Source organism: Lederbergia wuyishanensis (genome assembly GCF_022900255.1).
GTDB lineage: Bacteria > Bacillota > Bacilli > Bacillales > Bacillaceae_C > Lederbergia > Lederbergia wuyishanensis.
The window spans coordinates 176,228-191,781 of sequence record NZ_JALIRM010000008.1 but is presented as its reverse complement, the minus strand read 5'-3'; the positions used below and the strand labels follow the sequence as shown (position 1 = coordinate 191,781).

The following is a 15,554-nucleotide window of genomic DNA, read 5'->3' as shown; positions in this document are numbered from 1 at the left end:
TTTACAATCTCCCTTCTCTACAATGTTTAGATTTTTAAAGCGCTATTTGTTTTCATTATTGTAATTTGATCATCGTTATGAATGTCACGGTCTTTCATTCCACGGATTTTAGTAGAGACATTCTTGAATCTTTTGTAAGTATTTTTAGTGAGAATTACATTTTTACATGTATTGAATTCATACAATAATCTGTTTTCCTCTACATTCTTCCCTTCCATATTAATGATTTTATTATTTCGAATGATTAAGTTCTCCACATTCTCAGCTAGAACTACACTTTCATGATGCATGAAAAAGATGTTATCTTCAATCGTAATATTTTTGTGAATGGCAACGGGTGAAATTTCCTCCCCTAAAGGTATCGGATGAATATGAATAGCAGGTTTTCGATCATTCCACCCTTCAACAGGAGTGATATCAAATATATTCCCGCGAATAGTCATATCTCTTACAGGACCTGATTCATACCAATCGTTCGAATCATTCGAAATAAATATTGTACTCATTGTAATATTTTGAAAATTATTCTTTTCAATCAATACTTTTCGACGGGTTGTGCATAATATTCCTCTTGTTGGAATATGGGCAAATGTATTATTCGTAATGATTACTTCCGGTGTATACGTCACATTCTCCATGACATATAGAAATTCATCGATTTCACTTTGGATATACTCAAATGGCAACTTTTTATCGAAGGTTACTTGCATCGTTTTAAGATCATTTCCATTTTGTCCAGGATGTGTGACATCTTTCACTTCATACTCTTCAAAATCCTCTCCCATCGTTCTTCGATTAAAGAAAGCAACTTTATCTCCTATGTGATATTGAGGAAATCCAGCCTGCTGGTGATGTGCGTATTTTACTTCAATCGAATATTCATCGATTATTTTTTCTACCCTTGTAAATGTACCGTGAATATTAATGGGATCGTCATGTGGATGGGCAAAATTGCAATTATCAATTATTATTTTTCCTTTCGCTCCGGAAACATGAATGGAATCAGCAAAACTAGATCCATGTTTTCCTAATGCTTCGTTAGGAATGAAATGGGTCTTTGCAAATGAAATGTCGCCACTCATCTGGATTAAAAATCCAAAACCGTGCAAATAATGAATCGTTACTTGCTCAAATGATATTTCTTCACTTTCCCAAATTAAAGCACCTGCCGTATTCCGATCAATGACTTTACAAAATTCAAAGACACGATTTGGTACTATTGCTTTCGGAAGTGATTGATCATAAAAAATACGAATATTTCCTTTACCGTGCTCTTCGATTTTCATTTTATTCTCTGCAAAAGGTCCCTCATTTACTGCAAATCTTCTTTTCACACCACTTGTTTCATCAAACCCAACAATAACCATATCATTTTTAGAATCTTCATCTTCCCAGTAATATTCATTTGTATAAGGACTCTTTTCACTTAACCAATAAAAATACTTCTGATCTCGTATTTCATATAGGAAATTTTCATTGATTCGACAATCAGCATAAAAATGATCATCTTTTTCATAAGTACTTTGAACGACTAATTCTGATAACGTGGATACTTCATAATCCCATGATAGGTTTTTAAGATGTATATTTTTCGAATGAAAAATCCCTAACCCCATAACATCTCCATGAAAAATAAACATGGAACCATTTCCTTCAATTGTAACGTTTTCAACATGTTCTATTAAAAAACAAACCGTTTTTATTGGATGTCTGATTGTGTCTGTATTCGAAGTATGGAATGCCCTTTTAGGAGCGCAATCCGGATAAAAGTGATAAACTCCTTTTGGAAAATCAATGATAATCTTACCCTCTGTCAACCTTTTAATATCCTCGAGCATTGAATAAACAATAGGTGAATGATCACTTCGTGTATTTGGTTTTCCACCGTAATTAACTATGCTGATAGTTCTCGCATTTCCTCTCATAAAATAGCACCTCAACCATTCTTCTAATAAACTAAAAAAAGAATACACTTCTATTTGGTACCTAAAAGTGTATTCTTTTTACTTATATTATTCTTTTTCTAAATCATATGCCTTTTGATAAATTTCTAAATATCGATCAACCTTCAGTTTCTTAAACCCGGCAATGTAATTATCCCACTCACTATCAATATTTTTTGTACCTGTAATAAACTGAACCATGTTTTCATTAATGTATTTATTAATATTAATTTGTAATAAGGAAACTTCCTCAGCCTCTTCTGGTTCTACCCAAGCCGAACCAGCAAGGAATATTTCTTTAGGTTCATTACCATCGTAACTTAATGTTGCGTTATAAAGTCTTCGCTCATAACCTTCAGGAGAATATTCATCAATTGCAGTAGCAGTTGCATCCCTAATTTCTCTTGTTAGCATGATCGGGCCTTTTTCACCCCAAGTGTTATATATCTTATTTTCTTCATCTTCTTCTTCTTTGTTTGGATCTTGAGGAACTCTAGCATATTTCGCTTGATTTCCTTTCAAGTCTATATCGTCTTCTTCACCGAATTTCCAATCAACGCCTTCAATTCCCTTTGTTGCTCTAACTGTACCTTCTTCGGTATATAAATAATCAGCTAATTTAATCAATGCTTCTGCTTTTGCCCCTTTTGCTTTTTCTGTAATCGCAAAAGTAAAGTTACTAATACTACCATAATCGGATGTATTGAATTTGGCACCTTGTGGTCCTTCAATTGGTGGTACAACATTGTAAGATGCAGAATTTTCGTTTTTCAAATCCATAAAAACAGCTAAATGATTGGCAGCTGATGCTCCAAGGACTGCCTCACCTTCTGGTGATCCAATTTGTTTTAATGCTTCCATATTCTGTGTATACGTTCCAGTATCAATTAATCCTTCTTCATATAAGGAATTGATATATTTAAGTCCCTCTTTCCATTCAGGACGCATCGCAGCTAAGTACAATTCTCCATCTTCAACATTAATATTATCTTTTCCGTTATTATGAATAAAAGCATTCATTAAAAAGATGTTCGGACTATTTCCAATTTCAGTTGTTTCACCGCTCAACGGGATTTCATCGTTCTTTCCATTTCCATTTGGATCGTTTGCTTTAAATGCACGTAATACATCTCTAAATTCCGCAGTATTCGTTGGCATATCTAAATTTAATTTTTCTAACCAATCAGTATTCATCCACATTTTACCATATCTTGAACAATGATAACATTCATTGATTTGAGGTAATGCATAAATATTACCGTCTGGAGCTGTAATCCCCTTTTCCAAATATGGAATGTCTTGCATCGCTTTAACGATGTTAGGCGCATGATCATTTATTAAATCGTTTAGAGGAAGAAAAACACCTTCCTTACCATATTTTTGTGCATCAACTTTTGAAATACCATCAAGCCAAGTTACTGATAAAAATGCATCTGGATAATCTCCACTAGCAAGTGCTAATTGTTGTTTTTCTTTAGCTGCATCTTGTGGTGCAAATTCCCAAGTAATTTTGATATTGAATTTTTCCTCTACATGTTTTGTAAACGTGTTAAATTCTGTTTCAAATTTTCCATCCCATGATAACAATGGCGTAAAAATTCTTACAGGGATTGGACCATCTTCGCCAGCATTATTATTTGATGAATTATTAGATGATGTATTCGTATCTTTTTTTGATGGAACGCAAGCAGTTAAAACTAGTGATAATACAATTAACAAAATAAAACTTACTATTTTTACTTTCTTCATATACATTTCCCCTCTTTTTTTCTATAAAATCTTTGACCTTACCCTTTTAAAGATCCAATTAATACTCCTTTTACAAAGTGTTTCTGAACGAATGGATATATGATTAAAACTGGTAAACTCGAAATGACGATTAAGGAATATTTCATTAGCTCTCTTAATCCTTGAGCTTTTAATAGTTGCATCACATCACCATTCGGGTCAACATTCAAAATAAGAACACTTCTTAAAACAAGCTGTAAAGGAAATAACTCTTCAGATTTCAAATAAATCATAGCATCAAAATAGGTGTTCCATTTCCCAACCGCATACATCAATACTAAAACTGCAATGATGGGCTTGGATAATGGTAAAACAACTTTTAAGATGAAATTAATATCACTGCAACCATCCATTTCACTAGCTTCCACTAATTCGTTAGGTATCGTCGATTGAAAAAATGTTCGTGCAATAATTACTTGAAATACCGCCAATGCGGATGGTAATAGTAAAGCCCAAATCGTATCAAGTAACTGAAGATTTTTGACTACTAGGTAAAGCGGAATTAATCCACCATCAAAAATCATCGTAAAAACAAGTAAAATCATAATGAAGTTTCTACCAAAAAAGGTTGGTCGAGAAAGTGGATAAGCTAGCATAATCGTAATACTAACACTGATCAGTGTACCAACTACTGCATAGAAAAATGAATTAGAAAATCCTAGAATAATTTGCGGATTTTTAAATACAGTTGTATACCCTTCCAATGTTGGATTTACCGGAAATAACCATACTCTCCCAGACGTAACTGCAGCAGGATCACTGAAAGATGCACTGAGTATATAAATTAATGGATAGAGCACAACAACTAGAACTAATGTTAGGAACACGTAAATGCTTCCCACAAAAATACGATCAGACCAAGAATCTTTTATTTTTGATTTTTTTTTCGGAATGACTACTTTACTATTTTCAGCTATGGTTTTCACATTGCTAACCCCCTACCATAAGCTTGATGATGAAAATCTTTTTGAAATCGCATTAGCTGATAAAATTAATATTAGATTAACAATGGAATTAAACAATCCAACAGCTGCGGCAAAGCTAAAGTTTGCACCTAATAGTCCTACTTTATAAACATAAGTAGAAATTACTTCACTGGAACTTGCGTTTAAATCATTTTGCATTAAATAAACTTTCTCAAATCCAAGAGACATGATATTACCAATATTTAAGATTAGTAATACGATAATAATTGGCATGATCCCAGGAATATCGATATTTATTATTTTTTGCCATCTGCTTGCTCCGTCTATTCGTGCTGCTTCATATAAAGATGTATCGATCCCAGCGAGGGCTGCTAAATAAATAATGGCTGAATATCCCGTACTTTGCCATACATCGGACCAAACATATATAGATTTAAAGTAAGCAGGATTTCCCATAAAATTAATAGGTCCAATGCCTAATAAACCAAGTATATTATTAACTAATCCAGCATTTGGGGACAAAAATAAAATAATAATTGAGACCATTATTACAGTTGAAATAAAGAATGGAGCATAGGTCACTGTTTGAACCAACTTCTTAAATCGAGCACTCGCCACTTCATTCAGAGCCAGTGCTAAGATAATGGGACAAATGAAACCAACTACAAAACCATAAAGACTTAAACCCAACGTATTTTTTATTAATAATGAGAAGTTGGGACTTTCAAAAAAATACTTAAAATACTTTAAACCTGCCCATTCACTTCCCATTATCCCTTTTATAACGCTATAGTCTTTAAAGGCAATAATGACTCCCGCCATCGGAACATATTTAAAAGTAATAAGGAAAAGTAACGGAATTATTACTAAAAAATATAATTGCCAATGTCTTTTAATTTTTTTCCATGGAGATCGCTTACTTCTTACAATGGTGCTTTTCAAATCTCGTTGAATAACATTACCATTTACTTCTCTAAACTCCACTTTTTCACCCCTTCTAATCATTTGATGTATACACAGATGACCAAAGCCTCATTTGTGTTACCGCTATCATAAATGATGACTTATAATTTTGAAAACAGACACTTTTTTATAAAGGTACAAAAAAAAACCCTTTATTTATAAGGGTTTCTCTTCTTAAAAGCTTGAAAACGTACAATTTTTTAAAAAGGTACACATTCTTGAAAGCAGTTCATTTATTTATATTTTTCACCATTTTTCTAAAATCAGAAGGTGAAGTTCCAGTTTTTCGTTTAAATGCCCTTCTAAACGAGTGAGCGCTATTATATCCTGCTTGTTCAGCAATCTCTTCTATCGATAGGGTTGTTTCCCCTAATTTTGTCTTTGCGAAATTTATTCGTACATCCTCAATATAATCTGAAATATTTATTCCTACATATTCTTTAAAGATTGTCGGCAACATCTTTTCTGGTAAATTTACAGCTTCAGATATTTTATATAAACATAAATCTGGATCACTAAAATTTATCTTTATCGTTTCTTTAATTTTTTTAAGCATTTGCATATTGCCAGCAAACTTTCGTTCATGAATACTTTCTGTAATTTCAAGTAATAATTTTCTAACCAGTTCAAAAGATGAAGTAAACTCCATTTTTTTATTCAATAATTCTTCAAACTGGTTATATATCTCTTCAACAATTACTGGATTAATTTGTGAGTTTTTAGCAAGTACTCGTAATATAGTGCTTTTCAAACATTCCAAAATTTGATAACCCATATTTGGTGTAATGATTCGTTTCGTAACATTATCACTATACAATTTCTCTAACAATCTGTCTACTTCTTCAAGTTCTCCATCTGTTACAGCATTTATTAAGCGATACTCTAGTTCAATAGGATAGTAAAATTCAATAACTTCCCCATGAAAAGAATCTTCATATTTATATATTTTTGGTCTTTGCTCTAAGCTCTGTATTAAAGGTAAACTTGATTTTGCCTCTTCATATGATTGATGTATTTTTAATAATTGATCATACTTTCTTCCAATTCCAATATTCACTTTGATACTATACTTATTTTCCAGCTGTTTCATTAATTTAGAAAGATTTATTTCCATTTTTTTTAAATCATCTGATGTAGGATTTTCATCATATGATTTTATAAAAGCAACTTGATCTGTACCTATATTAGATAAAATGATCTCTTCACCACATATTTCTGTTAATTCGTTTTGTATAATTAGTTGAGCAACATTCATTTCATTTATCATTTCTTTACTCATTTCGAGGGCCATGTCTTTTAACGTGTTCATTATCTCCAATATCCCTACAAATCCAAATTCACCTTTAAATGGAATCATGGACTGTTCTATTAATATCAATGTTTCTTTTGAAGAAGAATAATCGCCATACATTAACTTCTTAATGACGGAATCTCTTAAAATGGGCAGTTGATTTTGAATTTTATCACTAAGTTGGTTATTACTAATAATCATTTCTTCTACACTACTATGCAAAAAATCAAATGGATTTCTTACTTTTTTCATTTCTGTAAATTTCATAATTCCAAAAAGTCGATCTAAAGGGATGCTCTGCCTATATGAAAATAATAGGGCAACTAAAATACCTAAAATAATCGTAACTAAGGCGATAATAAAGCTAATCGTACGAATAAATTCTACATCTTTTGATAGTTCTTTCTTTGAAATAATCGCTGCATATGTCCAATTATTAAATTTAGATGTGGATTGTATATAAATATAATTTTTATCGGTAACTGTAAAGCTTTTATTAACTTTATCAAAACTAATGATATTTTCCTTCAAATTATCACTTGCAATGATTTGCCCATGTTCATCAAATATAAAAGCCGCTCCATCATATTGAGTTGAAATCCTGTTTAACAGCGACGTAAATTCATTTTCTTTGATCATAACTACAATATTTGCTTTTGGATTTTTTTTGTTATTAAAAGGAAGGGATTGTACATATGTTATGACTGATTCATTATTATTTCCTATCCTAACAGTTGTTGAAGGTAAATAGTATCGTGATCGATGTTCTTGATTTATCATTTTGTTCCATTCATCAAAGGTCAAACCTTTATACGAATAAAGTGCATAAAAGTCCTTCGGGCGTACATACGCAGATTCTGGTGAAACAATGATATCAATGTTATTAAAATAAATATAAAAATTTCTAAAAGAATTATTTGTAAACCAATACGGTGAAATACTATTACGAACCTTATAAATATCATAAACTAAATTTGCATCATCTTTTGATTTTTGAAACATCAACGTTTGAACATTAAGGTCAAGTGATAACTGATATGCAAGCCTTCCTAAGTCATCGTTCTTTTGATCAATTGTATTAATTGTTTCATATAATAAATTTTCACTAGTTTCAATGGCTTTTTCTTTTAATTTAAGTATATTAATTTGATAAATAAGAAAACTTGCTAATAATGGTATGATCAGGATTAAAAGATATGAAAATAAGAACTTCCTAAAAATACGGATTTTTTCAAAGTAATTTAGCATCTTATACTCCTTTCTACCATTGTTTAATTTATGGTATTTTAACGACTTTCTTTATTAACACTTATTGGTATGCCATTCGTCTGCTAGTGGACGGAAATTCTTCACATGCTTTATGCAATTGGAGTTGAGAGTTTCGTAGTAAGAATTTATTTAGACTCGTATTATTTGTTTATTTACCATAAAAAAAAGGGTAAATCTTTTACCCTTTTCCAGCAATATAACATGAAAATTCTCTTATCAACGGCGTTTCTACTGATTCCACTACAAACAACTTTAATTTAGTCGTTGTGATCGAAGGAATTTGTTTTATATACCTATGGCCAATTGCAGAACCTTCTAAAACTATTTTCCATTCTCCATCGATGAAGGCTGAGACTTCAAATTTGCGTACCCGTTCTCCGAATGCTATATCTTCCATTAAAACAATGTGATCAATAGTTGATTCATTTTCTAATAATAATTCTAATTCCGTTCCAGTACCTGAAACACTTCCTAGGGAATTTGAAAATCTTCTTTTGATTTCTGCTCCAAACTCCAATAGTCGTTTAGCGTCAATTTCAGGAATTAATCCGCGATTATCTGGCGAGAGGTTCAATAAAAGGTTTGTTCCATGTCCAACAGAATTGTAATATATATGCATCAAATCATCTAAAGAGCGTAGACTTTCTTCATCGTTTGGATGCCAGAACCAGTGAAGCTTGCGAATTGGAACATCACATTCAGCTGGAAGCCATTCAGGCGTACCCGGAAGCCACTTCACTTTTTCATCTGAGAACATACTGATCTTTGCAGCACTTTCTGTGTTCCAGCATGGATATGGCGCTACCCCTTCTTCATTTCCAACCCATCTGATTGTAGGTTGTCCCATATTGAAAATCATTGCGTCCGGTTGATATTTTTTTACGATGCCAATCATTCTTTCCCAGTTGTACTCTCTACCTTCTGAACCGGCCCCATCAAACCACACTTCCATAATTGGTCCATATTGTGTTAATAGTTCTGTCAGCTGCTCGCTGTAAAAATCATCATACGCCTCGGCATCTTCATAACACGGTTCATGTCGATCCCACGGAGATAAATAGAGGCCAAAATGAATGCCTTCATTTTTGCAAGCCTCTGCACATTCACGGACTACATCGCCTTTTCCATCTTTCCAAGGACTAGATTTAACAGAATAATCTGTTGTCGCAGTCGGCCATAGGCAAAAACCATCATGGTGTTTTGCTGTTAACACGAAATATTTGAATCCTGCATCTTTTGCAAGCTTTACCCATTGAGCTGCATCCAATTCAGTTGGATTGAACAGTTCCGGTGAATCCGTACCTTCTCCCCATTCTTGATCACAAAAAGTGTTAATACCAAAGTGACAAAAAATACCTAAATCGAGATCTTGCCAGGCAAGTTGTGCTTTAGTTGGAATTGCTAGATTAGTTGTTTTCATTTTCACACCTCAGAAATTTAAATAACGCCTTTTTTCAAGATGATATTGGCGTAGAGTGCCTTTTCACTTGTCGCGACTACCGCATATGCTTTCTTCGCACGTTCATAAAACTCAAATCGTTCAATATATTCAATTGGAGCTGTCTCGCCATTATTTTGGATAATGGCTTCATACTCTTCCCAAATGGTCGGTTGTACAGGATCACCTGGAACGACAGCCATCACTCCAATCGGGTGTTCAACATATGTATCAATTGGAAAAAATTTAAGAATGGCGGACAATAATTCTGGTATCCCGTGTCCATCACAACGAACTAAATGCTGGGCATGACTGGCAGCGGGGAAATTTCCATCTGCCAAAACAATTTCGTCCCCATGTCCCATTTCCATTAGTACTTTCATTAACTCTGGTGAAATAATCGGTGGTATTCCTTTTAACATATTATTTTTCCTCTATAAAGTAATTTGTCAATGTGCCTAATTTTTCTATTTCCACTGTGACGATATCGCCTGGCTGTAAATAAACTTGTTGTTCTTCTGGAAGTCCAAGGACTACACCTTCTGGGGTTCCAGTTAATATAATGTCTCCTGGCTCCAAAGTCATATATTGAGAAATATAGCTAACGATTTCAGCACAATTGAAAATCATATCGTTTGTATTTGAATCTTGTCTTAACTCTCCATTAACGTATGTTTTTAGAGTTAAATCATTTGGATTTCCTACTTCATCAGCAGTAACAAGAAAAGGTCCTACTGGACTAAACTTGTCACACGTTTTTCCTAGCAGCCATTGTGGCGTTCTTAATTGTAAATCTCGAGCAGATAAATCATTCACTGGGCAATAACCAAAAACATAATCAAGAGCATCTTCTTTTGAAACATATTTCGCTTTTTTACCAATAACAATGCCAAGTTCTACTTCATAATCTAGCTTTTCAGTTACTTTTGGTATCGGAATCTCACTATTATGACCAGTTAATGTATTATCAAACTTATTAAATAGAATTGGTACTTCAGGATATGGAGCATTTGTTTCATCAGCGTGCTTACGATAATTTAATCCTACACAAATGATTTTATGTGGCTTCGTTACACATGGTCCCCACGTAATATCATCTTCGTTAATGAATACTACTTTGTTTTCAGCATTAACATGATCGATAAAATCTTGTAATTTTGACACAGCTTCACGATTACCTGAAATGACATCCATAATATCTGTTTCTATGTCAAAATTGGCTCCGGATTTTGCTGAAGCGGAAATATCAATAATTCCTTTCTCTGTTTTAACTCCTAGTTTATGTACGCCTTGTTCTTCAAAAGTTAATAGTTTCATATTTGTCCTTCTCCTATTCTATGCATTTTTCCCAAACGTAACGCCGCCATCAATATATAGCGGTGAACCCATCATGAACTTGGATTCATCAGATGCTAAAAATAGTGCAGCGTTGGCGACATCTTCCGGCTTACCAAGCTCTCCACTTAATTGTCTAGCTTTTATTCCATTAATCGCTTCTTGAGGATCGCTATATGCTGTTTTTAAATAATTTTCAACAAAAGGGGTATAAATTGTACCCGGAAGCAATGCGTTAACACGTATATTGTATGGTGCATAATCTACTTGCATCGCTTTTGTAAGTGCTAAGATTGCGCCTTTCGTGGCGGAATATAATGCACGTTTCGCTAATCCCATTTCCGCGGCACAAGAGGACATATTAATAATACATCCATTTTTTCTTTCCATCATATGTGGAACAATATATTTGGATGGTAAATAGACGCCTTTTACATTAACACTCATCACTTTATCCCATACTTCAGGCTCAACTTCATCTAATCTACCAACATTACTGATTCCTACATTATTAAATAAAATATCAACTTGCTTATATTCACTTAGTACATATTCGGTCAATGCTTTAACCGATTCAGGGTTCGTTACGTCCGCATGAAAAAACGTTGCACTTCCCCCATTATCCTTAATAAGCTTAACTGTCTCTTCTCCATTTTCGCTTACGATATCATTGACTATGATGTGAGCACCTTCCTCAGCAAAGCGGAGTGCCGTAGCTCTGCCAATTCCACTTCCAGATCCAGTTATAATCGCTACTTTTCCTTCTAATCTCATAGCGTTAACTCCCTCTCTATATGGTCTTCCGGTTGGGCAGCTTTTACAGTAAGTCCCCCATCCACCATCAGTAAGTGGCCATTAATTTGCATGGCTTCATCTGAAGCTAAAAAGACAACCGCATCCCCAATTTGCTTCTCCGTTCCTAAACGCTTCATTGGATTTGCTTGGATTTCATTGCTACGAATCTCTGGATCTTTTAAATAATCACGGCACATTTCTGTATCAATCGTACTTGGACCAACCGCATTTACGTTAATATTGTATTTCCCGAGTTCAATCGCTAATGCTTTCGTCAATTGGTTAGCTGCTGCTTTTGATGAAATATAGTGAGGAACAACAGGACTTGTAACTAAAAGACTAGCAGTTGATGCGATATTAATGATTTTTCCATAGCGGTTTTTAATCATATTTTTTGCTGTACGTTGAGAAGTAAGAAAGATAGATTTTACATTCGTTTGATAAGTCGCGTCCCATATTTCTTCAGAAAGGGTTAAAAATGACTCGAATGGAGCGATTCCAGCATTATTCACTAGAATTTCCACACTTCCAAGTGTGTTCTCTACTTGGCTAATCATTTCATCCACTTCGACCTTAATTCCTACATCAGCTTTAACAATCATGTATTTTCCATTATATTTTTCTTGTAACTTTGCTATCAAGGCTTGCGCTTTTTCTATGTCAGCGGAAGAATAATAATTAATCGCAACGTTAGCTCCTTCTTCTGCTAATCTTTCTACAATAGCAGCTCCTATCCCCTGGCTACCGCCAGTTACGAGCGCCACACGATTTACTAGTCTTTTCATATTTTTCCTCCTCTTCTAATTTCGTATTTATAAACTAATTCCAATTCTACTAATGCTGAATTCAGTATGACCTAAAATCTCAGCTTTTGTCTGCTCTCCATTTGCTACATCCAAAATAAATTGATGGATCTTTTCTCCGGACTCATCTAACGTTTCTTTACCTAGTAAAACACCGCTCGTATCCACATCGATATTATCTGCCATTCGTTTTGCTGTAAGTTCATTTCCCGTAATTTTAATGACAGGAATAATAGGATTTCCTGTAGGTGTTCCTCTTCCAGTTGTAAAACACACGACGTGAACTCCAGCAGCAGCCATCCCTGTTACACATTCAATATCATTTCCTGGTGAATCCATGAAATAATAACCTTTGCCCGGAATTTCTTCTGCAAAATCAACCACTCCTTCTAATGGAGCAGTCCCCGCTTTACTAATACATCCAAGAGACTTTTCTTCAATAGAAGATAAACCGCCTTCAATATTCCCAGGGCTTGGATTTCCACCGCGCATATCGACCCCCATACGCTCGATTTCATCTTCAAATTGTTTAATGCAGTCGTATAGTTTTTCTTTTACTTGCTCATTCACTGCTTTGGCAGCAACTAAATGTTCAGCACCAATAATCTCTGTAGTCTCACCCATAACAATGGTTCCACCGCTATTTAAAATCAGATCAGCAGCTTTTCCAAGAGCAGGGTTGCTGCATAAACCAGAAGTAAAATCAGAACCGCCACATTTTACTCCAACAATAAGTTCTGAAGCAGGTACATCTTCAACAGGAATATCCTCAATCAACTTCATAAGCTTACGAGCTTCCTCAATCCCTTTTTGAATTGTTTTTATGGAACCGCCTTCAGTTTGAATATCAATCCATATGACTGGTTTCCCGGTAGTCTCTATATCGGCCTTCACTTCTTCCGCGTTGATGACTTCACAGCCGAGACTAACTATCAATACCGCTCCAACATTCGGATTTTTCCCCATGCCTACTAATACTTTATGCGTTCTTTCTTTATCAGAACCTACTTGGCTGCATCCATGTTGATGAGGGATAGCAACTGAATTAGGGATTTGTTGCTGGATTCTTGAGCAAACTTGATTCGCACAAACGACAGTTGGAAGAATTAAAAGATGATTTCTTATACCGAACTTTCCATTTTCTCTTCTGTATCCTTTAAACGTTTGCATGTTCTTTCCCTCCTTCTTTTTTATCTCCTCGTCCTCTTATTCCTTCGATATTATGTACATGGACATGCTCCCCAATTTGAATCTCACAAGTAGCAGCTCCAATCACTTCTCCGTATTTAATCACTTCTCTATGAGGTTGAATATTGGTAATTGCAGCTTTATGACCAAATTTAATATCTTGTTTCAACGTAATCTCGTAAGTGGTTCCTTCTTTCGTATACGTCAAAAGTTCTCCCTCTTTAAAATCTTTGAGAACGGTTGCAACATTATCTTTAGCATCCATAACGATGGAAGTTATTCCTTCTTGGTACGTTTGTTGGGACATTATAAAGTCTCCTTTCTATTAAACTAACCATTCTTTTTTTGTTATCGATAACAAAATAATAACAGTTAAAGAATAAACAGGCAACAAGTATTTTTATTTATATTATGTTGAACACTAATAATTATTAGTATATAAAATTAGCATTAATATAAAAGGATTAGACCTTCTATATTAATGCTATATTGTTAATCTTTTAGAAAAATCTCAACAACAGGAATTGGAATATCAGGTTTTTGAATAGGAAGTTCTAATGTTACAGACCCTGGTTTTATACGAGTGGATATAGAAGTAAGCGACTCATTAGGATCGTGTTCCTTATATTGAACTTCTGATGCATCATGTAATAACTGGGCATAGTCTATTTTCCCCGACAAACCATCAAGATGAATATGTCTAAATGGCCATGAAAAGATATGAAGATATAGGCGATTTCCCTTTTGAGTATATCTGCAATCTACAGGTGCTAATAGATCACTATTTGTTGCACCGTATATTGAGCGCGAATTTAGTCTCATCCATTGGCCAATGGCTCTTAAACTATTAAGTGACTTTTCGTCAATCTCACCCCGAGCATTTGGTCCAACATTGAGCAGAAGGTTTCCACCTTTTGAGACAGTATCTACCAGCATTTTTATTAGCATTTCATCAGATTTCCAATCAAGATTATCCCTATCGTAACCCCAACTGCCGTTAAGGGTTTGACAAGCTTCCCATATAACAGGATTCCCATCTTTTTCTAAAACTTCTCTTGGTTGATATTGCTCTGGTGTTATAACTCCACGCCCCAAATCCAAACGATCATTTAGTAGGATATCGGGCTGGAGTTCGAGTACCATCTTCTCCAATTTTTCAGATTGCCAATCTATTTTTCCTTTCCCAGTTGACCAACCCCAATCAAAAGTAGGGTAAGAGAAATCAAACCATAAATAATCGATTTTTCCGTAATTAGTTAATAACTCCCGAACTTGGCCATGTAAATATTCAGCATAATTTTCTATTTTTCTATTTTGAGCATTTGCTTTAAATACCTCGTCATCTCTTTGAGGGTGCAAACCATCAATAGGAAACTCAGGATGATGCCAATCAATCACCGAATGATAAAACCCTACCTTAAGCCCTTCTTCTCTAAAAGCATTCACCATTTCTAACAAAACATCTCGTTTGGCTGGTGTATTTGTTACTTTATAATCCGTTAAAGCACTATCCCAAAGCGCAAAACCTTCATGGTGTTTAGTTGTAATAACAAAATACTTCATTCCCGCTTCTTTTGCAGCACGAGCCCATATTTTTGGATCATATAAATCAGGATCAAAATATTTAAAATATTTTCTGTATGTATCTGGATGAATTTTTTCTCGATTCATTACCCATTCATGACGTGCAGCATTTGAATACAATCCCCAATGGATAAATAATCCAAATCGATCATGTAGAAGCCAAGTTGGGTCCCCATAATTTGTTGGCCAGTTAGAAGTTTTAGAAATTTCACTTACCGATGTCATTTGCTA

13 protein-coding genes are annotated in these 15,554 nt (G+C 34.3%); all 13 read right to left on the bottom strand.

Features of this window, described 5'->3' with window-relative positions:
- Window positions 1-26: 26 nt before the first annotated feature.
- The 13 genes from MT489_RS12275 to MT489_RS12210 all read right to left on the bottom strand — a co-directional run bounded on the left by MT489_RS12275 (window position 27) and on the right by MT489_RS12210 (window position 15,548).
- Window positions 27-1,925: a right-handed parallel beta-helix repeat-containing protein gene (locus MT489_RS12275; RefSeq protein ID WP_244681845.1), complete on the bottom strand. Its 1,899-nt coding sequence runs from the start codon at window positions 1,923-1,925 to the stop codon at window positions 27-29.
- A gap of 87 nt (window positions 1,926-2,012) precedes the next feature.
- A complete protein-coding gene (locus MT489_RS12270; protein ID WP_244681844.1) occupies window positions 2,013-3,692 on the bottom strand; it encodes an extracellular solute-binding protein in 1,680 nt (559 codons plus the stop codon).
- A 38-nt stretch (window positions 3,693-3,730) separates the two neighbouring features.
- Window positions 3,731-4,648, bottom strand: coding sequence for a carbohydrate ABC transporter permease (locus MT489_RS12265; protein WP_370876389.1), 918 nt, complete (start codon window positions 4,646-4,648; stop codon window positions 3,731-3,733).
- A gap of 21 nt (window positions 4,649-4,669) precedes the next feature.
- Window positions 4,670-5,611, bottom strand: a complete 942-nt coding sequence (locus tag MT489_RS12260; RefSeq protein ID WP_244681885.1) for an ABC transporter permease — start codon at window positions 5,609-5,611, stop codon at window positions 4,670-4,672.
- A gap of 238 nt (window positions 5,612-5,849) precedes the next feature.
- On the bottom strand, window positions 5,850-8,159 hold the full coding sequence (locus MT489_RS22155; protein WP_280518596.1) for a helix-turn-helix domain-containing protein: 2,310 nt from the start codon (window positions 8,157-8,159) through the stop codon (window positions 5,850-5,852).
- Between the two features lie 199 nt (window positions 8,160-8,358).
- Window positions 8,359-9,600, bottom strand: a complete 1,242-nt coding sequence (locus MT489_RS12245; protein ID WP_244681842.1) for an alpha-L-fucosidase — start codon at window positions 9,598-9,600, stop codon at window positions 8,359-8,361.
- Window positions 9,601-9,617: 17 nt separating this feature from the next.
- Window positions 9,618-10,040, bottom strand: a complete 423-nt coding sequence (gene fucU, locus MT489_RS12240) for an L-fucose mutarotase (protein ID WP_244681841.1) — start codon at window positions 10,038-10,040, stop codon at window positions 9,618-9,620.
- 1 nt (window position 10,041) lies between these two features.
- Window positions 10,042-10,935 carry a fumarylacetoacetate hydrolase family protein gene (locus MT489_RS12235; RefSeq protein ID WP_244681840.1) on the bottom strand — a complete coding sequence of 298 codons (894 nt, stop codon included), beginning with the start codon at window positions 10,933-10,935 and terminating at the stop codon, window positions 10,042-10,044.
- An 18-nt stretch (window positions 10,936-10,953) separates the two neighbouring features.
- Window positions 10,954-11,727: an SDR family NAD(P)-dependent oxidoreductase gene (locus MT489_RS12230; protein ID WP_244681839.1), complete on the bottom strand. Its 774-nt coding sequence runs from the start codon at window positions 11,725-11,727 to the stop codon at window positions 10,954-10,956.
- Window positions 11,724-12,533 carry an SDR family NAD(P)-dependent oxidoreductase gene (locus MT489_RS12225; RefSeq protein ID WP_244681838.1) on the bottom strand — a complete coding sequence of 270 codons (810 nt, stop codon included), beginning with the start codon at window positions 12,531-12,533 and terminating at the stop codon, window positions 11,724-11,726. Before MT489_RS12225 ends, MT489_RS12230 begins: the two co-directional genes overlap by 4 nt.
- 27 nt (window positions 12,534-12,560) lie before the next feature.
- Window positions 12,561-13,721 carry a UxaA family hydrolase gene (locus tag MT489_RS12220; RefSeq protein ID WP_244681837.1) on the bottom strand — a complete coding sequence of 387 codons (1,161 nt, stop codon included), beginning with the start codon at window positions 13,719-13,721 and terminating at the stop codon, window positions 12,561-12,563.
- Window positions 13,708-14,046 (bottom strand): UxaA family hydrolase, encoded by a 339-nt coding sequence (locus MT489_RS12215; protein WP_244681836.1) that lies wholly within the window; start codon window positions 14,044-14,046, stop codon window positions 13,708-13,710. Before MT489_RS12215 ends, MT489_RS12220 begins: the two co-directional genes overlap by 14 nt.
- A gap of 185 nt (window positions 14,047-14,231) precedes the next feature.
- The gene (locus MT489_RS12210) at window positions 14,232-15,548 is read right to left on the bottom strand and encodes an alpha-L-fucosidase (protein WP_244681835.1); all 1,317 of its coding nucleotides are present in this window, start codon (window positions 15,546-15,548) and stop codon (window positions 14,232-14,234) included.
- Window positions 15,549-15,554 lie beyond the last annotated feature (6 nt).